This is a genomic window from Desulfovibrio sp. 3_1_syn3, assembly GCF_000145315.2.
GTDB classification, from domain to species: Bacteria; Desulfobacterota; Desulfovibrionia; order Desulfovibrionales; family Desulfovibrionaceae; genus Desulfovibrio; species Desulfovibrio fairfieldensis.
On the sequence record NZ_ADDR02000001.1, the window covers coordinates 1131542 to 1153982 of the forward strand.

At 64.1% G+C, this 22441-nt stretch carries 18 protein-coding genes and 1 pseudogene; 7 read left to right on the forward strand and 12 right to left on the reverse strand.

From position 1 onward, the window contains the following. Positions 1-188 precede the first annotated feature (188 nt). The 3 genes from HMPREF0326_RS04790 to HMPREF0326_RS04800 all read left to right on the forward strand — a co-directional run bounded on the left by HMPREF0326_RS04790 (position 189) and on the right by HMPREF0326_RS04800 (position 3341). Positions 189-878 carry a phosphatase domain-containing putative toxin gene (locus tag HMPREF0326_RS04790; protein ID WP_009302701.1) on the forward strand — a complete coding sequence of 230 codons (690 nt, stop codon included), beginning with the start codon at positions 189-191 and terminating at the stop codon, positions 876-878. Then, positions 865-2298: an aldehyde dehydrogenase gene (aldA, locus tag HMPREF0326_RS04795; protein WP_009302702.1), complete on the forward strand. Its 1434-nt coding sequence runs from the start codon at positions 865-867 to the stop codon at positions 2296-2298. Before HMPREF0326_RS04790 ends, aldA begins: the two co-directional genes overlap by 14 nt. 224 nt (positions 2299-2522) lie before the next feature. Then, a complete protein-coding gene (locus HMPREF0326_RS04800) occupies positions 2523-3341 on the forward strand; it encodes a hypothetical protein (RefSeq protein WP_008683323.1) in 819 nt (272 codons plus the stop codon). A 90-nt stretch (positions 3342-3431) separates the two neighbouring features. Here the strand turns inward: HMPREF0326_RS04800 and HMPREF0326_RS04805 are convergent, their stop codons facing one another. Continuing rightward, positions 3432-3782 carry a cupin domain-containing protein gene (locus HMPREF0326_RS04805; protein WP_008683325.1) on the reverse strand — a complete coding sequence of 117 codons (351 nt, stop codon included), beginning with the start codon at positions 3780-3782 and terminating at the stop codon, positions 3432-3434. Positions 3783-3864: 82 nt separating this feature from the next. Continuing rightward, positions 3865-6498, reverse strand: a complete 2634-nt coding sequence (locus HMPREF0326_RS04810) for a mechanosensitive ion channel family protein (protein ID WP_020990264.1) — start codon at positions 6496-6498, stop codon at positions 3865-3867. Positions 6499-6658: 160 nt separating this feature from the next. Here HMPREF0326_RS04810 and HMPREF0326_RS04815 point away from each other — a divergent pair, with 160 nt between their 5' ends. Both HMPREF0326_RS04815 and thiE read left to right on the forward strand, forming a co-directional pair. Beyond that, positions 6659-7645, forward strand: a complete 987-nt coding sequence (locus HMPREF0326_RS04815) for a DUF362 domain-containing protein (protein WP_009302704.1) — start codon at positions 6659-6661, stop codon at positions 7643-7645. A gap of 136 nt (positions 7646-7781) precedes the next feature. Further along, positions 7782-8429 (forward strand): thiamine phosphate synthase, encoded by a 648-nt coding sequence (gene thiE, locus HMPREF0326_RS04820; RefSeq protein ID WP_008683331.1) that lies wholly within the window; start codon positions 7782-7784, stop codon positions 8427-8429. Between the two features lie 7 nt (positions 8430-8436). On the opposite strand, the gene HMPREF0326_RS17575 is transcribed toward thiE, so the two are convergent. The 10 genes and pseudogenes from HMPREF0326_RS17575 to HMPREF0326_RS04865 form a co-directional block, all read right to left on the reverse strand. Beyond that, a complete protein-coding gene (locus HMPREF0326_RS17575; protein ID WP_442852417.1) occupies positions 8437-8709 on the reverse strand; it encodes a diguanylate cyclase domain-containing protein in 273 nt (90 codons plus the stop codon). Between the two features lie 122 nt (positions 8710-8831). After that, a pseudogene (locus HMPREF0326_RS17475) lies at positions 8832-9614 on the reverse strand (GGDEF domain-containing protein); the annotation flags it as partial. Next, positions 9611-10402, reverse strand: coding sequence for an amino acid ABC transporter substrate-binding protein (locus tag HMPREF0326_RS04830; protein WP_232221576.1), 792 nt, complete (start codon positions 10400-10402; stop codon positions 9611-9613). The pseudogene HMPREF0326_RS17475 and the gene HMPREF0326_RS04830, both read right to left, overlap by 4 nt. A 253-nt stretch (positions 10403-10655) precedes the next feature. After that, the gene (locus tag HMPREF0326_RS04835) at positions 10656-10979 is read right to left on the reverse strand and encodes a hypothetical protein (RefSeq protein ID WP_008683339.1); all 324 of its coding nucleotides are present in this window, start codon (positions 10977-10979) and stop codon (positions 10656-10658) included. A gap of 83 nt (positions 10980-11062) precedes the next feature. Continuing rightward, entirely contained in the window at positions 11063-11668 is a 606-nt protein-coding gene (locus HMPREF0326_RS04840; RefSeq protein ID WP_008683340.1) for a hypothetical protein, read from the reverse strand. A 101-nt stretch (positions 11669-11769) separates the two neighbouring features. Then, positions 11770-13437, reverse strand: coding sequence for a glycosyltransferase family 9 protein (locus tag HMPREF0326_RS04845; protein ID WP_009302707.1), 1668 nt, complete (start codon positions 13435-13437; stop codon positions 11770-11772). A gap of 19 nt (positions 13438-13456) precedes the next feature. Further along, positions 13457-14602, reverse strand: coding sequence for a hypothetical protein (locus HMPREF0326_RS04850; protein ID WP_009302708.1), 1146 nt, complete (start codon positions 14600-14602; stop codon positions 13457-13459). A gap of 226 nt (positions 14603-14828) precedes the next feature. Further along, positions 14829-16970: a methyl-accepting chemotaxis protein gene (locus tag HMPREF0326_RS04855; RefSeq protein WP_009302709.1), complete on the reverse strand. Its 2142-nt coding sequence runs from the start codon at positions 16968-16970 to the stop codon at positions 14829-14831. A 234-nt stretch (positions 16971-17204) separates the two neighbouring features. After that, complete coding sequence (gene traT, locus HMPREF0326_RS04860; RefSeq protein WP_008683350.1) at positions 17205-17849, reverse strand: complement resistance protein TraT; 645 nt, start codon at positions 17847-17849, stop codon at positions 17205-17207. Between the two features lie 169 nt (positions 17850-18018). Then, on the reverse strand, positions 18019-18735 hold the full coding sequence (locus HMPREF0326_RS04865) for a hypothetical protein (protein WP_009302710.1): 717 nt from the start codon (positions 18733-18735) through the stop codon (positions 18019-18021). A 241-nt stretch (positions 18736-18976) separates the two neighbouring features. Here HMPREF0326_RS04865 and topA point away from each other — a divergent pair, with 241 nt between their 5' ends. Next, on the forward strand, positions 18977-21217 hold the full coding sequence (gene topA / locus HMPREF0326_RS04870) for a type I DNA topoisomerase (RefSeq protein ID WP_008683354.1): 2241 nt from the start codon (positions 18977-18979) through the stop codon (positions 21215-21217). Beyond that, positions 21210-22382 carry an XdhC family protein gene (locus tag HMPREF0326_RS04875; protein WP_009302712.1) on the forward strand — a complete coding sequence of 391 codons (1173 nt, stop codon included), beginning with the start codon at positions 21210-21212 and terminating at the stop codon, positions 22380-22382. The genes topA and HMPREF0326_RS04875 overlap by 8 nt, the downstream gene beginning before the upstream one ends. Positions 22383-22441: the final 59 nt, after the last annotated feature.

Here is a 22441-nt window from a genome sequence, read left to right on the forward strand (position 1 = left end):
TTGCAAAAAAGAAATTGGCCTCACGGTATGTTCAATACGGCTTCGCCCAATTTTTTCTTTGCGCCTTGCTGCCCGAAAAAATTCAGCTTTTCGCGGGCGGCGTTTTAATGAGGACTGAGCCTAATTTCAAAGCGTATCTGCCTCGGAATCGAAATGCGGGCCGGGCGCGAGCCCGGCGGGAGAGATAGATGCGAGTTTTGGCAAAAGCGGTTTTATTGTCGCTGCTGTTGGCGGCGATCGTTGGATACGCGCTGCACGCCGTAAACACGCCTGATCCCCGTGCCGAGGCCGTTCAGAGGGACAGCCGATGGGCCGAGCCCGTGCGGGCGGAAGGGCTCCCCAATCTTTACCGGGTGGATTCCGAAGTCTATCGCTCCGGCCAGCCCGAGGGAGAGGGCCTGCGCAGCGCGGAAAACCTGGGCATCAAAACCGTCCTGTCCCTGCGCTCCCCCAACAGGGATGACGCCTTGGACAAAAGCGGGGACCTGCTGCTCAGAAATGTGCCCATGCACTCCTGGAACACCCATGATGAGGATATCATCAGCGCATTGCGCATCATCCACGACGCGCCCAAGCCCATCCTGGTGCACTGTCGGCACGGTGCGGACAGGACGGGCCTGATCATGGCCATGTACCGGGTGGTTTTTCAGGGCTGGACAAAGGAACAGGCCAAGAAGGAAATGCTTGAGGGCGGCTACGGTTTTCATGCCGTCTGGGTCAATATCACGCGGAGAATAGACAAGGCGGACATCGCGGCCATCCGGGCCAGAATTTTCAGGGAGCAAGGCGCGGCCGCCGCCGTTTCGGCGCTCCAACGGGGTGCCGTCCTCTTTCATATCGAAAACCTTTTCAAGGAGAACACCCATGCGCACGTATAAACAATTCATCAACGGCGAACTGGTCAGCAGGCCCGGCGAGGGCATGATTGATGTGGAAAATCCTTCCAGCGGCCAAATCATGGCCCAGGTGCCGGACGGCGGGGCGGAAGACGCCCAGGCCGCGCTGGAGGCCGCGCGCGCCGCGCAGGACGCCTGGGCCGCGCTGCCCGTGCCCACACGCGCCACAGCGCTGAAAAAACTGGCCGAGGGCATTCGCGGTCGGCGGACCGAACTGGCCGCCATCCTGGCCGAGGAACAGGCCAAAACCCTGCCCCTGGCCCAGGTGGAAGTGGATTTCACCGCTGAGTATTTCGACTACTACGCGGGTTGGGCCCGGATCTACGAAGGCGAGATCATCCAGAGCGACCGCCCGCGCGAAAACATTCTGCTGTACCGCCAGCCCATCGGCGTGGTGGCGGGCATCTGCCCCTGGAATTTCCCGCTCTTCGTCACGGCCCGCAAGGTGGCCCCGTCCCTGCTGGCCGGGTGTGCCGTGGTGGTCAAACCCAGCAGCGTGGCCCCGGTCACGGTCATGGAATTCGCCAAGATCGCCGCCGGGCTTGATCTGCCCAGGGGCATCCTCAACGTGGTTACCGGCGGCGGGGCGCGCCTGGGCGAGGCCCTGGCCAAAAGCCCGTTGACCGACATGGTTTCCCTCACCGGCAGCGTGGAGGCCGGGCAGCGCATCATCACGGCCGGCGCGGCCAATATCACCAAGGTTTCGTTGGAACTGGGCGGCAAGGCCCCGGCCATCGTCTGCGCGGACGCGGACCTGGACTTGGCGGCCAAGGCCGTCACGGCCTCGCGGGTGATCTTCAGCGGCCAGGTCTGCAATTGCGCCGAGCGGGTCTATGTGCACGAGAGCATTGCCGACGCCTTTGCGGAAAAACTGGTCAGGGCTTTTGAGGCCGTGCGCCTGGGCGATCCCTTTGACGAACCCGCGCCGGACATGTGCAGCCAGATCAATGCCGAGCAATTGGCGAAAATTGAGGGCATGGTCCGCCGGGCCAGGGCCGACGGCGCGGAGGCGGTCACGGGCGGCGCGCCCGCGGACAGGAAGACGGGCTATTTCTACATGCCCACGCTCTTGCGCAATTGCCGCCAGGATATGGAAATCGTGCGCAAGGAGATCTTCGGGCCGGTGCTGCCCATGCTGACCTTCCGCGATTTCGACGAGGCCATTGCCCTGGCCAACGACTGCGAATACGGTCTGACTTCATCCATCTACACGCGCAATGTTTCCCTGGCCATGGAGGCCGTCAACCGTCTCAAGTTCGGCGAGACCTACGTCAACCGCGAAAACTTCGAAGGCATGCAGGGCTTCCATGCGGGCTGGCGCAAGTCCGGCATCGGCGGCGCTGACGGCAAGCACGGCCTTCTGGAATACTTGCAGACGCACGTGGCGTATATCCAGTATTAGAGCAAGTTAACTTTGAAATTTGTAAAATTTCAGAGTTAATCTGCTCTAAAGACCCGCTGACACGCGCTCGGCGCGGATGTTCCGGAACATCCCCGTCGGGCGCGTGTTGGAAGACGAACGGGCCGCGCCGTAACGCGGCGGGTTCAATGTGCGAAGCAGTGCCGCTGCCCAACGGCGGAGAGTGACTCACGCGTGCCCTTATTACCGGAAAAGGAAAAACCGTCATGAAGAAAATTCTGTTCGCCTGCGCCGTCTGCCTGTTGCTGGCCGTGACCACGCGCGCGGCAAGCCTGGACATCGGGGGCGAGAGCATCAGTTACACTGTGCCGCAAGGCTATCTGCCAGGCGACAAGGAGCCCTATCTCAGTGTGCGCGGATTCCTGGCCGGGATTTCGCCCAAGACCATGCGGATCCTGGCGCTTTACGTGGACGAGGAAAGCCACAAAAAATTCGTGGACCCCAACGGGCAGCGCCTGGAAAAATATTTCATCATTTCCACGTTGCGGCCGCTTGCGGACAAAAATCTGAGCATAAAGGATTTCGCCGAGGTGAAAAAAGGCATCACCAAGGCGCAGGAGCAGTTGAAGACAACGCTTAAAAAGAAGATCAACAGCGTGCTGGGCAAGACCGGCGACGGCAGCATGAGCATCGGCGACATTGACACGCTGGGCGTTTTCGACAGCAGCGACACCAGCCTTTCCTTCATGGCGGTCATGGACCAGGTAAGCCGCGCGGGCGGGCAGCGGGAAGTGGACAAGCAGGCCGTGATTTCAAGCTATCTGCTGGCTCAGGGGAAGCTGGTCATCGTCAACCAGTACCAGATTCTCAACCCGGCCGAGAACGTGGCCGAGCAACTGGGCGAGGCCAAAGCCCATGCCCGGGAAATCCTCAAGGAGCTGAACATCGACCACAGCGTGCCCTGGGCGTCGTACCTGGATTCCTTCGCGGGCAAGCTGGTGCTGGCCGCGCTGATCGGCGGCCTGATCGGCGGGGTCATCGGCTGGGTGGTCAACCGGAAAAAGAAGAAGGCCGGAAGCGCTTGAGCGATTTAATTTTGAAAGTTGACCGTGCTGCAAGGCGTTGCCGCGAAATGGAGGGGGCGGCCCTGGGCCGCCCCCTCCATTTCGCGGCTGTCATTTTTCGGAATAGAGAATCAGGGCGATCATTTCCAGGTCGCCCGGGCCGTTGTTAAGCAGGGCGTGCTCCTCGTCGTGGCGGCAGACGGTCACATCCCCGGCCCTGACCGTGGCTTCGCACCCGTTGTCGTCATAGAGGCCTTCGCCCTTGAGGATGAAAAAAACCTCAAAGTCGCCGTTGTGGCGGTGCTTGCCCACGGCGTCGCCGGGACGGAGCAGGACGTGGTTGTACAGCCGTCCTTTGCCCTCGAATTCCGTTTCGTTCAGGAGCTTGGTGAAATGGGCCATACCCGGCCCGCCGAACATGGTCTTGTCACACGTTTCACGTTCCTGGGCGCGGCGGATCATTACAGCCTCCTTTGCCGGTTGCGGGTGGGGGACAGCCCTCGGAGCACGTTGACATCCAAGATGCCGACAGGATCGAAATGCGTCAGGCGGTCTGCGGCACGTCCTTTTCCTTGGTTTCTTTTTCCGTTTGCACGCTTTTTCCGGCGGCATTTTTCCCGGCGGGCGCGGCTGTGGCCGGACGACGGCGCGGCCGCCGCGCGGGCAGTGCCGCACGGACGCGGGCCTGGGCCTGCGGGGCCCTGAAGCGCGGCGGCATGTCCTTGATGTGCACGTCCAGCTGCGGGAAGGCCACCTCAATACGGTGCTGGCGGAACTGTTTTTCGATTTCCAGGCGCATGTCCGAGGAAGTGGACACACCCACGTCATAATCCTTGACCCAGAAGCGCAGCACGAAATCCAGGGTGCTGGCCCCGAAATCATTGAAGGTGACCGTGGGCGTGGGGTACTTGAGCACGTTTTCGTGCCCGTTGGCTATGGACAGCAAGAGCTTCATGACCAGAGCCGTATCCGAGCCGTAGGCCACGCCCACCGTGATTTCGCGCCGTACCGTGCGGCTGTTGCGCGTCCAGTTGATCAGGCGGCTGGCCACGAATTCGGAGTTGGGCACGTAGATGAGGGCATTGTCGAATGTTTCCACCATGGTGGCGCGCACGCTGATTTTGCGTACCCGGCCCGTGGTGCCTCCCACTTCCACCACGTCCCCGGCCTGGAGCGTGCGGCTGAAGATCAGGATCAGGCCGGAGAGGAAGTTGTTCACAATGGTCTGCATGCCGAAGCCGATGCCCACGGAAAGACCGCCGGCCACCATGGCCAGATTGCTCAGCTCCATGCCCAGGGCCCGCAGCACGAACAGGCCGAAGATGGCCCACACCGCGTAGGTGAAGGCTGTCTGCATGGGCGGAATCAGGGTCGAATCAATCTGCAAACCCTGCTTGGGCAGTTTGGCCAGAAAGCGCGAGCCCATGGCCACGGCCGTGCGCGTGAGGTAGAACACGCTGATGATCAGCAGGATCTGGACGATGTTGAACTGGGTGGCCCCCACGTTCACGCCCTTGAGCACGTATTCGCTCAGCAGGTACATGCCGCCGGGCAGAGTGCCCACCCAGAGCAGCACGCCCACCACGGCCACCACCAGCACCACGGGCGCGGCCAGGGCCACCAGCAGGCGGGCCAGGGCGGCGCGCGCGCCTTCCTTGGGCAGATGCTCGTTAATATTGCTGATCAGGGCCATGCCGCCCAGGCTGAGTTCCAGAGCCAGGGAGCAGGAGACAAAGAGCAGATAGAGGGCCATGCTGTAGATATGCAGGCCGGAGATAGCCAGCAGCAGGCAGAGCCAGAGCACGATGGAGTCGCCGTCCAGCACGCTGGATTCCAGTTGCAGGGAGCCGTAGTCGCCCTTGGTCCAACGCCGCCGCCAGAACAGGGAGGCCACGACCAGACTCATCCAGATCATCAGGACCAGTGGCTTGGTCAGCGGCAGGTAAAGCAGGGCATAGGCGCAGAGGGTCAGGGGCATCAGCCGTCGGAAGGGCGCGGGCTGTTGTTCCACGTCCGGGTATTTCAGCAGGCGCAGGTCCCAGGCCAGGAAAACCTGGCCCAGAATGATGGAAAGATTGCCCAGCGCCAGGAAGAGCCGGTAAAATTCGCCCGTGGCGGACAGGGAACTGCCCAGCAGGGAGAGCCCCAGGCAGAGCCAGGGCAGGCTGACCCGGAAAATGTGGCGGCTGACGGGATTGGAATTCTGGTTGATCCAACGGCGGTAGAACAGCAGGCTGATCGCGCCGGTGAACAGCAGGCAGATGATGAAGCGCAGGGCCGCCGCGCTCCACTGATTGACGGTGACCGGCATCTCCACGGGCAGGCGCAGCATCATGCCCTGGTAGGAATAAATCATCTGTTGGCCGAAATTGGCCCAGGCCTCGGGGCTGAAGTAGGGCACCGGGCTTTGCAGATAATAATCTTTCCAGAGCGCGGGCAGTTGGGCGCTGATGTCCTTCCGGGTTTGCTCCAGGCGCTTGATCAGGGCCAGGGAGGGAGCCAGGGCCGAATTATACTGCGCCAGCACGGCGGTGAGGCGCAGCCGGGCCTGGCCGATGTCCTGAATGTAGCTCCGCATTTCCGCGCTCAGTCGCCCGTCGTGCAAATCCTCGGGCAGGCTGTCGGCCATGTAATTGACCTGCTCCAGCAGGCCCTGGGCCTCGGAGCGGGCCAGCAGGATGGGCTCCAGCACCTGGTTTACCTGGTTGACCGTGACCGTGATGCGGCGGCTCACGGCCTCCATGGGATTGGGCCAGTTCTTGAAAGTATTGGTCAACACCAGCAGGCGGCGGGCCTCTTCTTCGAAGGGCTGGGCCTTTTCCGTGAGATGGGCCGCCTCATCGGCGAAACCGTCGCTGAGCTTGGAGGCGATTTGCTTGATTTGATTAAGCCTGTCGTGCTGGCCGGCCCAAACCATTTCCCATGGGTCGTGCTCCGGGAGCAGGGGCTTTTCCTCGGCCTTGGCGTCGTCAGCTTTCTGGTCCGGCGCGGCGTCGGCGGCTTTATCCTTGCCCGTATCCTCGGCTTTGGCTGCCTTGTCAGCCTTGTCCTTCTTGGGGGCTGTGGCCTGGGGCGCGGCCCCCAGAGCCGGGCCCACGACCGGGTTCGGCAGGCCGGGCAGTGCAGGCAGAGCCAGCAGACAGAACGAAAGTATGAGCAAAAAACAATAATGGCGCATAGTGTATTATATCCTTATGGCCCGCGCTTCACGCGGTTGTCTGTTTCTACGCCAAGAGGGGCGGCTTGAAAAGAGCGCCCCCGGCGGCGGGAGGGCGGCCGGAGCTGTGCGGCTGGACGATTGTCTTTACAAATCGGGCCCCTGACGGCATAGTCGCCGCATGACCGACATTCCGTTTGCCGTGCCCCGCGTCCCTGTGGAGCGCGGTCTGCCCGTGGCTCTGCTGGCCTGTCCGGACTATGCCGCGCCGCGTCTCCGGCAGGCCGTGTTTCAGGCCCTGGAGAGCGCCGGGCCGCGCGTGGGCGTGGGCCTGCGCGTGCTGGTCAAGCCCAATCTGCTCACTGCCCGGCCCCTGGCCTGCGCCGCTCCCGAAGTGACGGCCGCTGCCTGCGCCTGGCTGCTGGAGCGGGGGGCCAGGGTGGAGGTGGCTGATTCGCCGGGTTTCGGCCGCGCCGATGCCGTGGCCCGCAAGATCGGCCTGGAAGCGACCCTGCGGCCCCTGAAGCTCAAGGTGCGCGCCCTGGACCGGCCAGTGCCCGTGCGCCTGCCCCTGCCGGAAGCTCCTGAAGGGCGCGGCGCGCGCTTCATGGTGGCCCGGCGGGCCCTGGAGTGTGACCTGATTCTCTCCGTGCCCAGGGTCAAGGCCCACAGCCAGATGCTGCTGACCCTGGCGGTGAAAAACTGTTTCGGCTGCGTCAGCGGCCTGCGCAAAGCCCTGGTCCACACCTGCGAAGGGCGCGACCCCGACTATTTCGCGGATTGCCTGGCCGCGCTCTGGGCGGCCCTGCCGCCGGTGGCCGCGCTGGCCGACGGCGTGCGGGCCATGCACGTCACCGGCCCCAGCCGGGGGCGACCCTTCGCCCTGGGGCTCATCGGCGCGAGCCCGTCCGCCGTGGCCCTGGACGAAGCCCTCTGCGCCGTGCTGGGCCTGGAGCCCGGCCGGACGCCTCTGGGCGCGGCCCTGGAGCGGCGCAAGGCCGAAGGCTGCGCCACAGCCGGTTGGCGCGCGGAATACCCGTTGCTGCGGCCTGAAGATTTCGACGCGCGCGGCTTTGAACTGCCGCGCAAACTGGCCCATACCTCATTTCACCCGGCACGCTTTGTGAAAAGTTGTATCCGCCGCCTCTGGGCGGCGTGCAAACCCTAGAGCAGTTCACGCATGAAATGCGTGAACTGCTCTGCAAGGAGTTGTAGACAAATCCTTGCCACGAAAGACGAGTAGGCGAGCTTTGCTCGCCGTAAACGAGTATTTCAAGTGTTAAATCTTCTAAAAGGAGACCGCCATGCCCGCCATTCTGCCCGGCCGGACCGACCTCTACGCCCTGACCGATTCGCGCCTTTCCCTGGGCCGTCCCCTGGCCGTGGTGGCCGGAGCCCTGCTGGAATCCGGGGTGCGCATTCTGCAATACCGGGAAAAAAAGCTCAAAGCCGGCAAGATGCTTGAGGAATGCCGCCTGCTGCGCCGCCTGACCGAAAGGGCCGGGGCCTGTTTCATTGTCAACGACCACATCGACATCGCCATGCTGGTGGGGGCCGACGGCGTGCACATCGGCCAGGAAGACCTGCCCGTGCCCGAGGTGCGCCGCCTGGTGGGGCCGGACATGCTCATCGGCCTGTCCACCCATACGCCGGAGCAGGCCGTGGCCGCCGTGAACGCGGGCGCGGACTACATCGGGGTGGGGCCCATCTTCGCCACCCAGACCAAGGAAGACGTGGTGGACCCGGTGGGCTTCGAGTATCTGGAGTGGGTGGCGCGCAACACTGAGCTGCCTTTTGTGGCCATCGGCGGCATCAAGGAACATAATATCGCGGACGTGGCCCGCCACGGCGCGCGCTGCTGCGCCCTGGTCTCGGAACTGGTGGGCGCGCAGGACATCCACGCCAAGGTGGAAGCGGTGCGCCGGGCCATGCGGGAAGGGCTCGGTGTCTAGCGACGCGTCAGCGACCTGCCTTGCGCGTAGTTTTTTGGGCGTACATGGCTTGGTCGGCGCGGGTTAGCAGGGTGTCGCAGCTTTCATCTCCGCCGTCGAATGCCGTATAGCCTACGCTGGCTCCCACGGCCACGGACCTGCCTTCGTATTCCAGCGGACGGGAAAGGGCGGAACGGACTCTTTCCGCAAGTTCATCCGCGTCGTCTTGGGGGGTGCGGGCTTCAATAATGAGCACGAACTCGTCGCCGCCCAGACGGATGACAGCGTCCTCTTCCCGCACGATGTCCCGAAGGCGGCGGGCCGTGTTCTGCAGAACGAAGTCTCCTGCGGCGTGGCCGACACGTCATTGATTGGTTTGAAGTTGTCCAGGTCGATAAGCAGTATGTAGCCGCGTCCCATATGGCGGCGGGCGCGGGTCTTGGCCGCGTTGAGGCGTTCCTCCAACATAAGGCGATTGCCCAGGCCGGTCAGGGGATCTACGCGGGCCTGGCGCTCAAGGGCCATGCGCTGGCTGTCTATAGTATCCATGAGCCGATCATACGCCTTGATCACGTCGGTCAGCTCATCACTTCTGTGGGTGGTGAGCCGTGTGTGGAGGGCGTCGTCCTTGCGGCTGGTGGCGGAACCGCCAATGATTCGCTGAAAGGCCGTAAGCGGCTGGCTGATCAGCGTGCGGAAAATCCGCAGGGCGACCACCGCCATGCAGAGGGCCATGGCTGCGGTAATCAACAGATAAGCCGAGAGCGAATCCGTGGCACTCTGCATGATGCTTACGGGCTTGAAGGCCATGCTCATACTTCCCACTGTGAAACGGCGTCCTGTCTTGTCTGTGTAGACGAGCGTCGTCTCTTCCCCCTGCGTCGTGTCCTGCGTCGTGCCGCTGTGCAGGCGGCTGCTCGTGCAGGCGCTGGTCAGGCTGACGCCACTTACGATGGTATTTTGCAGGGTCGCATCCAGAATGGCCTGGGCGGCTTTGTCGTCGCAGTCCCACAAGGGTTTGAGCAGAGCCTGGGCGTATGCCGTTTCGATGATCCGCTGATGGTTTAGTTGTTCGTTCTGGGCCATTGTGTAGCCCACCAGAATGTTGGCGGCCATGGCTAGGCCCACGGTGAAGAGCATGGGCCAGAATAACTGTCTGATGAATTGGCGGAAGAGAGTGTCGTGGCGTTGGCGTGTGCTGGTCATGAGCCAGGCCTGAAGATAAGTTGACGGTATTCGGGGGGCACCAGAGCGTCGTTGTAGAAAGGATTGCCGATGTCGATGATTCGGCGTGTGGAAAAAATGGCGGCCTCCGGCTCGGCCCGGTAACGCAGCCAGATCTTCATGAATGTCCCGTTTCTGGTGATGGTCGCGAAACCGCGCTTCAGGGCCTCATACAGGGCGTCGGCATCGGGCTTGGGGGAAACCCAGACGAAGCGGAACCATGGATAGCGCACCAGAATGTGCTCATCCGTGGTGAGCTGTGGATAACGCTTGCGGAAATGCGGCAGAAAGAAGGCCAGGGTTTCCTCAAGGCCCAGAGGAAAAAGATCGATGAATCCGGCTTCCATCTGCTCGGCGAATTGGCCCTCGCTCCAGTTGCGCACTTCCTTGGTGGGGATGCCCGCCGCGCGATATATTTCCACATCCATCCAGCCTTCGTTCTGGCCCATGACGAAGGCGCGCAGGTCGCGGGAGGTGTGTGCACCGGCCAGCATGTCCTTATGGCTCTCCAGCAGGATGTTGATGCGGTAGCTGAGGAGGCCTCTGTCCAGCGGTACGGGGATCATGCGCAGTTTGCCCTGGCGCATCAGCTTAAGACGTTGCGGCGTGGCGGGCATCATATCCAGATGGGTTGCGCCGCTGCTGATCTGATATACGTTGCGGCGTTCATTGCCCATAGGGGCATCCGTGAATTCGGCTTTAAAGTCCGCCGCCGCCAGGGCTGCCATGACCAGGGCACGGGCATGCGTCAGGTGCTGCTCGTTCTGCATGACATAAGGCCCAGCCTGAACGGAGGCGCTCCATAAAAAAAGTGCAAGGCTCATCATCAGCAGGAGTGTTTTTTGCGGCATGGGACCTGACTGAATATTCATAATATGTGATTGGGAACTTATAGTATTAGCTAAACGCCATGAATTTGTCCAGCTACCCAACCTTTTACCGGGAAGTTCGGCGCATGACCAAAAGCCCCGGCTTCCGTCTGGAGGCCGGGGCATCGTAGTTCCCGTTGCATGGTGCCGGTTTTTATTGCAGGGCCTGGCCCACCGCCTGATGGTAGCCCCGCATGCGCTGTTTTTCCCGCCGCGAGCGTTGCAGGCTTGCGCGAATGACCTCCTGCGCCTTGGTGGCGAGATCGGCCAGATGCTCCTGGAGCCGGGTGAGTTCGATGAGGCGGTTCCGGTACTGGTCGGTGCTGCCGGATTCCAGCACGTGCCATGCCATGCTGGTGACCTCGTTGCGCCGCTCCGCCAGTTCCACTGCCCTGTCATAGGCTCCGTCCTCCAGCGCCAGCATTTCCTGGCGGGCAAGATCCAAAGCCTCGTCTAACAGGCATAGTCCCTGACTCATGGGCACTCCTTTTTCCCGCCCCTGGGCGGCCGGGCATGTACAGCCCCGGCCCGTTCCGGACGGATTTTTTTGAACATCAGCGTTTATTGCGCGACGCGTTTGACCATCTGTTCATGCAGATGGCCGCTGACTTCCTGCCATTCATCGCACAGGGGCAGGAATTCGTATTCCAGCAGGTCGGCCAGCAGAATCCAGTCTTCGTTTTCCAGCACGTCGCTCATTTCGGAAAGCAGCTCGGCCAGTTTTTCGGCCTTGCGGGTGAATTCCTCATCAGCGCCGCCGAGATAGCGCTCGCGCAGCACGCCGAGCATGCCCATGAAGTCGCGGGTCACGTCCAGCAGGTCCTGGAACAGCTCCAGGGCGTCGGTGTCCGAGGCTTCGCGGAACAGGCGGGCCACATTGCGCGCGCCGCTGCCCATCATCCGGGCCACCTTGCCCATTTCAGCCGACATGTCCACGGCCAGCTCGGCGGCGGGCACGGAGCGCACCTCCACCGAGGTGATGGTGTCGCAGGACACATCCTCGGCCTGGTGGGGATAGATTTCCGAAAAACTTTCATTATTCACGAAAACATCGGTGACCACCCGGTCATCCATTTTTTCGTCGTCCATAAGATTGGTCAGCACTTCTTCCAGGTTGGCGAAGTTGGAAATTTCCTTATCGCTTTTGCAACCGTCAACAATAATCATACAGCCCTCCTTGCTCCCCACGGGGAATTATTTGCCGATATGTTGCGTGCCTTTGATATTGCAAGGCATGTGCCAAATCAGGAATTACAACGGATTACGGTTCAAACCGCCATGCTTGCGGCCCAGCGCCGCAGATGCCCGGCCAGCAGATCCACAAAGCGCAGCAGCTCGTCCATGCGGCCGCCGCGCTCCTGACGCAGCTCGCGCCAGAAATAACCCAGCGAGACCAGGAGCGGGCAGGCGTCCAGAAGATTCTGCAAGCGCTCGCAATTGAGCAGAAAAAGTTGGCCCGCCTTGGACGATTTGCCCGCCAGGCGGCCCTGCTCGGCCAGCATGTCCAGCAGGCGCGCGGCCTGGTCCAGTACCGGGGCCACCCGCGCGACAAAGGCCGGGGAGCAGGGCGGGGCGTCCGGCGTCCGGGCCTCCGCCATCGCCGGGTGGTCGGGCGCGCCTGTCGCGTCCGCCGTGACAGGCGCGCCGTCCGCGGTGTTTTCCAGGTCGTCAAGAATGTGACGCCAGAACAGGCGCTGTTGGCTGAGCCAGAGGCTGCGGTCCTCGCATTCGTGCCCGGAAAGGCTGCGCACGCGGGCGAAGCCGAACTCGTCGGTTTCCGTCAGCCAGACGCGGGCTTCGCGGCAAAGTTCCGGGCTCAGGCCCGCCTGCCAGTCCCCGCTTTCCAGGCGGGCCAGAATCAGATCGCCCGCGCGGTGCGGGTTGATGCGCGTCAGGCAGACTTGTTCGTGCGGACAGGCCTGATTATACGGGCAGGGGTGGCAGGGCAGGGCCGGTTCCAGGCAGCAGCAGCCGGGCAGATAGGGGCCGGTGTCCCAAGGCTGGGCCGTGGCCAGGAAAAAGGCCAGACAGGGCAGGCCCAGGCCGGCGGCCAGATGCATGGTGCCGGTGTCGTTGGTGGCCAGCAGGCGCGTTCTGGTCAGCAGGGCCGCCAGTTGGGGGATATTTGTCCGTCCCACGGCATTGACGAAGGGAGCGCTGGCGCGGGCCGCATATTCCTGAGCCAGCGGGTTTTCGGCGGGCGCGCCCAGCAGCACCGGACAGAGGCCCGCCTCGCGCCAGAGCCGGTCGCCCAGGGCCGCGAAATACGCTGTGGGCCATTGCCGCCGGGCCTCGCTGGCGCCCAGTTGCAGGGCCACAAATCCTTGGATATGGCCACCCGCGGGCGGATTTTCGGGCTCGGCCAGCAGGGCGTCGGCGTGGGCCAGGGCCTCCGCCGGGGGCGTTTGCAGGCTGAAGAGCCCCGGACGCGCGGCAATGCCGGGGGCGCACAGGGGCGCGCCCACCATGCGGAACATGTCCACCAGATTGAAGGGCGCGTTCAGGCGGCGCAGCGTGGCGCCGCTCAGAAACGAGGACCAGATGCCCCGGTTGACGCCGAAACCCTCGGCGTCCAGGCCGAAGCCCAGCACGACCTCCGGCGAGGGGGCCAGCAGTTTTGCCAGCAGGCGGCCCGGCAGGCTGGGCGTCAGGTTGACGACCCGGCTTGGCCGGGCCTCCTCACGGATGCTCCGGGCCAGATCCAGCAGGGTGGCCGCCGCCGTCTGCCAGCGGCGGTCCAGCGCGGCCATGAGCTTTGCGCCGGGCAGGGGCCAGGCCGCGTCCACATGGCGCAGCAGGGGCAGGGCAGCGGCGAAATTGTCCAGGCAGACCAGGCCCACGCGATGCCCGCTGTCGTGTAGGTCCTGAATCAGGGGCTGGCTTTGCAGCAGATCCCCGAAACGGGTCAGGTTGAGAAGCAGAACGTCAGCGCTCATGCCGTACCGCCCCCGCGCCTCAGGCCAGGGCGGTGCGCCCGCCGCCGTCCAGCATGTTCAGGGCCAGGGTCTTTTCCTGCCGGAAGCGGTTATGCACCGCCGCCTGCACCTCGTCGGTGGATGAGCCGAACTGCCCGGCGCGCAGTTTGTAGACGTTGCTGATGAGCTTGCGCTCATAAGCCGGGTCCGTGGGCTTGCCGCTGAGGTCGTCGGCCCGGTCGAAAATGCGGGCCGCGCCCGCCGGGCCGTGCTGCACGGCGGTGCTCCAGATCACTTCCCGCATGGCCGGTGAGAGCTTGTCGGCTTCCAGGCCGGTGCGTTCCGCAATGGCCTCCACGGCGGGTTTGTAATGGCTCTCGCGGATGAAGCCTTCCTGAAGGGCTTCAAAGCGCTCCGGTTGTTCCTTGGCGATGCTGCGCCAGGCGTCGGGCATGCCGCCCCGGCGGCTGCCCGTGTTGGCCGGGCCCGCTTTGCGCAGGCGCTGGGAAATGTCCGGCGCCTCGCCGTCCAGGAATTCCAGGAAATTTTTCATGCTGCCCACGCGCGAGGCGATCTGGTATTTGCCGTAGGACGTGCCGCCGTTGCGGTCATAGCCGATGGCCGCGACGCCGTCGCCGCCGGATTCGAAGCGGGCGGAAAGCTGGCCCAGCCCGTCATGTTCCTGAGTCCGGCCCGCGGCGCGCCGTCCGCGTCCCGCGCCGGACCGGGTATGGATGAAATCGCCCATGCTCAGCCCGTTCAGACGGCCTTCAAAGGTGTTGGTCATGCTGCGCAGATGCCGGGCCATGCCCATGTTGCGGGCCAGATCCAGGGGCGAATCCCCGCCGGAAATGCTTTGCATCATCCCTTCCATGGCCTGGGTCTGGCGCAGATCGGCCTGGGCCTTGGTAAAGGTCTGAGCGCGTATGAGATCGCTGGGCGAGCGTCCGGCCAGGACGGGATTGCGCAATTGCAGGGTGGTACCCGTTTCCTCCGGCCGGGCGGCCACAAGGGCGCTTTTGTCCGCTCCCTTTTTTTCCTGACCGGCCATCAGGGCGGCAAAAGGCGAGGCGCCGCCGCCCGCCGGGGTGGTCGGGGCGGCCGGGGCGCGGCGCTGGGGCGCGACGGAAGCCGGATTTTGCTGCTGCTCGGTCGGGGGCCGGATCAACCATGCGGACTGTGACATGCTCTTCCTCCTGCGGCGGCGAATGAAGACGGGCTTCGGGCCTGCCGCGCGAAAAGAACAAAGCAAGTACAGTGCCAATGCCCGCCAAATGCCGTGGCACGGGCCTTGCGCGGCGGAGGGCCGCGGGGCCGGGACGGCGCGCGACAAATTGCCGACAGGCGGAAGAAAGAAAAAGCCCCGCCGGAAGAGCTCCGGCGGGGCGGGGAAGACAGGGGGCCGTAAGCGCTTAACCCTTCTTCATGGCCTCGATGAGTTCGGTAAGACCCTGGGCCTGGGCGGCCAGGTCGGACACGGCCCTGGCGGCTTCGCCCATGGCCTCGGCGGTCTGCCGGGACATGTCGTTGACCTGGACGATGGACTGGTTGATCTCTTCGGAAGCGGCGGACTGCTCCTCGCTGGCCGTGGCAATGGCGTTGACCTGGTCCGCCGTGATTTCCACGGTTGCCACGATTTCCTGCAGGGCCTCGCCGGAGCGGCCGGCAAGTTCCGTGGCCTCGCCGATGCGTTCCACGGCGTTGTCCACGCCGACCATGCTCTTTGCCGTGCTTTCCTGGATGGCCTTGATGGCATTGCCCACGTCATTGGTGGAGGCCATGGTCTTTTCAGCCAGCTTGCGCACTTCGTCGGCCACCACGGCGAAACCGCGCCCGGCCTCGCCCGCGCGGGCCGCTTCAATGGCCGCGTTGAGCGCCAGCAGGTTGGTCTGGTCCGCAATGTCCGAGATCACGCCCATGATCCGGGTGATGTCCTGGGCGTGCTCATTGAGCTGGGTCATGTCGCCCTTGAGCTCCAGGGACATCTGGTGGACCTGCTCGATGCTGCGCACGGCCTTTTCCACCACCTGAGCCCCGGCCTGGGCCTTTTCCTTGGTGTCGGCGGAGGCGGCGGAGGCCGAGCCCGCGTTTTTGGCCACTTCCTGGACAGTGGCGTTCATTTCGTTCATGGCCGTGGCCGCCTCGGACAGGCGCTGGGCGGACTCGGCCGCGCCCCGGTCGGACTGCTCGATCTGGGCCGACAGCTCGCTGGACGCCGAGGAGACCACATTGCCCACTTCCTCCAGCTTGTCGGCGGCCACCAGCATGGCCTGGGTCTTGCTCTGGGCTTCCTTGCTCGCGGCCTCGGCCTGGGTCATGGCTTCCCGGGCCTTCTGGGATTCCTCCTGCGCGGAAATCGAAAGGGCCTCGGCCTTTTTGATGCCCTCGATCAGGGAGGCGATCATTTTTTTCAGGGAGGTGCTCAGCATCTTCACTTCGCCGCCGAAACGCTCGTCCTCAATGGGCTGTTCCAGGTTGCCGTCCGCAATGATTTCCGCCGTCCTGGCCAGATAGTTGATGGGCTTCACGGAAGAGCGGATCAGCAGGAAGATCACTACCAACAGCACTACCAGGGTGGCGACGCACAGGGCGACGGTCATCCGGCTGATGGCATTGGCCTGGGCCAGCACCTCGTCCATGGGCGCGATGACGGCCAGATACCAGTGCTGGCTGCTGCCCCGGACGGGAATGGGCTGATAATAGCGGAAGACCCGGCCTTCCTTGGTGTCCACCTCTTCCACGTAGGGTTTGCCGGAGGCGAAAGCCTCCCTGACCTTTTCGGGATTATTGAACCTGTTGATCTCGAACAGGTTTTTCTTCTCAAGGCTTTTGTCCTTGTGGGCCACCACCAGGCCCTGGTCGTTGAGCAGGCCCGCGTAGCCGCTCTCGTAGACGGCAATATTTGTGATCAGCTTGTCCAGTTTTTCCAGGGACATGTCCACCACTGCCACGCCGCGGAACACGTTGTCCACGATGACGGGATAGGCGGCCGTGGACATGTCGACTTCCTTGCCCTCCACCGGGAAGGGGTAGGGATTGGAAAGATAGGGGGCCATCGTCTTTTTGGGCACGGTATAATAGCTCTGCACGAGCTGATCGTTCAGATCCGTGACATCCGCGCCCGTGGAACTGTAGGACAAAAAGCGGCCTTCGGCATTGCTGCCGGGGACGCCCTTGTATTCCGCGTCCTTGCCGTCAAACGCATTGGGCTCCCACATGATGCCGCAGCCGAAAATGTCGGGGTTGCCCATGTGCACGCCTTCTTCCATGGCGATCAGGGTTTCCCGCGACGGGGGCACGCCCTTTTTCAGGGTCTGCTCCAGGCCGTCGGCCAGGGCCGCGGCCGCGCTGAGAGCCGTGTTCAGGTAGCTTCTGACATAGTTGCCGTTTTGCGCGCCCAAGGCCGCCAGTTCGCGTTTAGCCACGTCCTCGATAGCCTGAGAGCTCTTGGACTGGATCTGCCAGGTGAGAAAGCCCAAGATCACCACCAGCAGGACAGTGACGGGCAGAACGATTTTGGGCGTCATGCGCAAACGACGGTACCAGGCAAGCATAGCATCTCCTTTGACAGTTGGGGGAACGCCTCTACGGCCGGACAACATAGCCGTATGTGAACGTCGGAACTCATGGAGGACCGGCGTGGCTGGACATGTTATCTATTCTTTACGGATGAGTCAGCTTTTGTCTTAGGGAACCGTAAGGTTTTTTAGCCGGGATGCCGAAAAGCAAACGGCCCCCGCCGCTGTGGCGGGGGCCGCGTCACGCTGACCTGATGGCCTTGCGCGCGTTCAGCGCGGGGTGGCGGGCGCGGATGCGTCGGCTTCGCCGTCGGCAGCGCTGATGGCCGTGCTCAGTTCCCGGGCCAGCACGTCCGCGAAATAGGGGGGGAGCCCGGCTTTCAGCCGGATGTCATGGCGCACCAGCAGGCCCAGACGCATCTGGCTGCTGGCTACGGCATTGCGGTTGGAAATATTTTTCAGGTTCGCCCGGCTGGGACGGCGGGCGCTGGGCACGCGCCGCTGCACAAGCAGCACGTCGGCCAGCAGGGCGGTGCCGCCCGTGCCGGAAAATTTGGAGGGGCCGTCATATCCGGCGTCCACCACCGCGCGCAGGCTGTCCGGGTCCACCGGGCCCGCCGCGAGCACGGAAATCTGCACAATATACCCGGCCTGGCTGGGATTGTCGGTCACGGTGAAGCCCTTGCGGCCCAGCCAGGCTTCAGCCTGGGAACCGAGATGGAAAACGCGGTTGCTCATGTCGCGCACGTTCACGTAGGCCACATTGGGGATGTCCTCGTCCCCGGCCCTATTCAACGCGCCGGAGCGCAATACCTCCACCTCTCCGGCGTCGCCGTCGCGCTGACGGACGCAGGCGTTGAGCGGAATCAGGCTCAGACCCAGAAGCAGCAGAAGAAACAATCGCGCTATGGGCATATGGCTCCTTGCATGCGACGGGCCGTTCTGTTCACGGCCCGTCGGAAAAGTACGGTTTGCGGCTTGCCGGAGGCAATCCGCCCTTCCAAACGCATATCGTCCGGCGCGGGTGTCCGAGAACGCCGCGTCGCAAAGCCGTCGCGGCGGGGGACGATGTCAGGCGACATTTTCAGGGCGTAAGGGCGTTGAGCACCTCAAGGCTCAGCTTGTCTTCCAGGGCGGGCAGGCTGTCCTCGCGGCCCATGTCGGCTCCCTCGGCGCTGACGGCCACCTGGCGCATGTCGGCTTCGGCGGGTTCGCGCCCGTCGGGACTGATGCCGACCCTGGCCCGCATGCCCCAGACCTTGCTTTTGCCGTGGCTGTCCAGCAGGGCCACGCCCAGGCCCAGCAACGCGCCGCCGCCCGCGCCCCAACCCGCGCCGCTGCGGCCGTTGACGTTCACGGCGCCGCCCAGCAGCATGCCGAGCATGGCCCCGGTGGCCGCCCCGCCCAGGGCTTTGCCAGCGCTGACCGGCTCATTTTTGGAGCCCAGGGGGTAAATATCCTCAATGCGCACGCGCACCAGGATGTCGGCGTCTTTGGCCGCGTCGGCCGGGGCCAGGCCGCGCTCGCTCTGGATGTAAGCCGTGAGCATGGATTGCAGGTCCGCGTTCAGATTGGGCTCGCCGCCGCTGACGGCCACGTGCACGCTCTGTCCGCTCTTGACGGCCACGCGCGGCAACGGATCGAAGGGGCCTTGGGAGCCTTCGGGGGGGTGGGTCGTTGTGCCGTCCGGCATGGTTCCCGCGTCGCCGGCCTGGCGCCCGGCGCAGGCGGCCAGCAGGCAACAGAGCGCCAACGTCAGGAGGGGCAAAACATGGCGGCATGACTTGCGGAATGCGCGCATACAACATCCTTTCCGGCCGGGGGCGGAAAGATTTCCGGGCCGACCGGTAGTCTCTCATTAGCCCAGATGAACGTCCCTGTCCACCGCGCGGGAAAACAGGGCGGCCGGGGATTCCGTCGGGCCGCCGCACTTGACGCCGCGATCTTTTGTCGTATCTTGCCCCTACAATAACAAATGCAATGAACCCGGAACGCCGGAAGCCCCGTTGCGGGGCCGCCGGACGTCCGGATAAGGACGGCGCATGGGCAAACAGCTGATCATAGTGGAATCTCCGGCCAAGGTGAAAACCATCAAAAAATTCCTGGGGCCGCAGTATGCGGTGCAGGCCAGTGTGGGCCATGTGCGCGATCTGCCTTCCAGTTCCCTGGGCGTGGACGAGGCCAACGATTTCGCGCCCCATTACGAGGTGATCGAGAACAAGAAGAGCGTGGTCAGTGAGCTGCGCGCCGCAGCGGCCAAGGCCGACACGGTCTACCTGGCCCCGGACCCGGACCGCGAGGGTGAAGCCATTGCCTGGCATGTGGCCGAGCTGATCCGCGACAAGGCCAAGGACATCAAGCGCATCCAGTTCAACGAGATCACGGCCAAAGCCGTCAAGGACGCCCTGGAGCACCCGCGCGATCTCAATGTCAATCTTTTCGACGCCCAGCAGGCCCGGCGCGTGCTGGACCGTCTGGTGGGCTACAAGATTTCGCCCCTGCTCTGGAAAACCATCAAGCGCGGCATTTCCGCCGGGCGTGTGCAGTCCGTGGCACTGCGCCTGATCGTGGAGCGCGAGGCCGAGCGCGAAGCCTTCAAGCCCGAGGAATACTGGCTGTTCAAGGCTCTGCTGTCCGCCGACGTGCCGCCGCCGTTCAAGGCGGAGCTGGTCAAGATCAGCGGCAAGAAGGCCGTTGTCGGCAATGCGGAACAGGCGAACACGCTGGAGGCCGCGCTCAAGGGCAAGCCCTTTGTGGTGGAAAGCGTGGAGGAAAAGGAGCGCGAGCGCGCGCCCCAGCCGCCCTTCATCACCTCCACCCTGCAGCAGGCGGCCAACCAGCGTCTTTCCTACACGGCCAAACGCACCATGAACATCGCCCAGCGCCTCTATGAAGGCGTGGAACTGGGTGACAGGGGCCTTACGGCGCTGATCACCTACATGCGTACCGACTCCACGCGCATCGCGGACGAGGCGCGCCAGGCGGCCCGTGATTTCATCGTTCAGACCTTCGGCCAGGATCATCTGCCCAAAAAGGCCCGCATCTACAAGGCCAAGGGCGGGGCCCAGGACGCCCACGAAGCCATCCGCCCGGTGGACGTGACCGTCACTCCGGAGATGGTCAAGCCACATCTGCCTCCGGAACAGTACAATCTCTACCGTCTGATCTGGTCGCGTTTCGTGGCCTCGCAGATGGCCGGAGCCCGCTTCCACGACACCACGGCCCTGATCGCCTGCGCCCATACCCTCTGGCGGGCCAAGGGCGAACGCCTGCTCTTCCCCGGTTTCCTGGCCGTGCTGCCGCGCGGCAAGGAAGAGGCCGACGCGGAGTTGCCGCCGCTCAAGGCGGGGCAGACCCTGACCCTGGACAAGCTGGAAAAGGAACAGAAATTCACCCAGCCTCCGGCCCGCTACAGCGAAGCCAGCCTGGTGCGCGAGCTGGAAGAGCTGGGCATCGGCCGCCCTTCCACTTACGCGGCCATCATTTCCACTTTGCAGGACCGCGACTACGTGCATCTGGCCGAGCGCCATTTCGTGCCCACGGACCTGGGCCGGGTGGTCTGCCGCCAGCTCACCGAGCACTTCGCCAAGCTCATGGACGTGGGGTTCACGGCCCAGATGGAGGAAGGGCTGGACAAGGTGGCCGAGGGCGGCCGGAACTGGGTGGACCTGATGCGTGCCTTCGCGGCGGATTTCAATCCCACCCTGGACGCGGCGGCCAAGAATATGCAGAGTCTCAAGGGCGGCCTGCCCACGGATCTGCCCTGCCCGGACTGCGGCAAGCCCCTGCTGATCAAGTTCGGCAAGGCGGGCGCGTTTCTGGCCTGTTCCGGCTATCCGGAATGCCGCTACACCAGCAATTTCGCGCGTACCGAGGACGGCAAGGTGGAAGCCGTGGCCCAGGAAAAGCCGCAGTATGAGAAGGTGGGCCAGTGCCCGCGCTGCGGCAAGGATCTGGTGATCAAGAAGTCGCGCACCGGCAGCCGTTTCATCGCCTGCACGGGCTATCCGGCCTGCGATTACGCCGCGCCCTTTTCCACGGGCGTGCCCTGCCCGCGTTGCGGCAAAGGCAGCCTGGTGGAAAAGAGCAGCAAGCGCGGCAAGATCTTCTACTCCTGCGACCAATACCCCCAGTGCGATTTCGCTCTCTGGGACAAGCCCGTGCCCGGACCGTGCCCGCGCTGCGATTCCCCCTATCTGGTGGAGAAAAAGAGCCGGGACGGGGTCAAGATCATTTGCCCGGTCAAGGGCTGCGGCTATGTGAAGGAGGACGGCGATGCGTAAAAGTTCCAAAAAGGAAACGCCGCCTGATCCGGCCCCGGAAACGCCGCGCGGCGGCGTTCCGGAAAATGTCCCGTCCCCGGCGGGCGAGGACTGCCTGGAAGAGCGCTTGGCCGTTCTGTTGGCCGCCGGGATTCCCACGGTATTGCTGACCATCATCAGCAGCCGGGGTTCGGCCCCGCGCCACGCCGGTACCCGCGCCCTGCTCACGGCGGCCGGTCTGGAGGGCACGGTGGGCGGAGGCGCGTTGGAGGCCCGCGCCGTGGAGGCGGCCCGCCAAAGCCTGGAGAGCGGCATTTCCGCCCGCGTCGCCTGTGATCTCACCGGCCTGAACCCGGCCAGCGACATGATCTGCGGCGGCAGCATGGAGGTGCTCTGCGAAGCGCTCGGGCCGGAACAGGACCGGCTGTTCGCCCTGGCCGGGCAGGTGCTGCGCGAGGGCGGCCGGGGCGCCTGGATCGTGGATGTGAGCCGCGAGAGCCTGCCGCAGCGCCGCCTGCACCTGGCGGCCCTGCCGGAAACATCGCCGGAGGATCCGGAGGGCTGGGCGGCCTTGGCCGCCTCCGGCGCGGTGCGCACGGACCTGGACGCGGCAATCCCCCTGCTGGAAGAAATTAAAAACAAGGCCGGGCTGATCAGCCTCGGGGAGCGCTCCGTTTATGTGGAACCCCTGGACGCGCCGCCCGTGCTCCTGCTCTGCGGCGGCGGGCACGTTTCGCTGGAGGTGGCGGCCCTGGCCCATGCCTGCGGCTTTGTGGTGGACGTGGTTGACGACCGTCCGGAATTTTCCGATCCGGCGCGTTTTCCCATGGCCCGGCGTTGCCTGACCCTGCCCGGTTTTGAAAACCTGGTGGAGGCCTGCGGCATCGGGCGGCGGCATTACGTGGCCATTGTCACGCGCGGCCACAGCTTCGACCGCGAGGCTCTGGCCCAGGCCCTGACCAGCCACGCCGCCTACATCGGCATGATCGGCAGCAAATCCAAGCGCGAGCAGGTCTATGCCTTTTTGCGCGCCCAGGGCGTGCCCGACGCGGAACTGGCGGCGGTACGCTGTCCCATCGGCCTGTCCATCGGCGCGGAGACGCCGGGGCAGATCGCCGTGTCCGTGGTGGCCGAACTGCTGGCCGCGCGCGCCGGAACGTTGCAGCGCCTGCGTTTTGAGGATTGAGAACACGCAACGCACCCTCCCGCCCTTGACATTTGCTTTCAGACAAGGCTAGGTCGAGA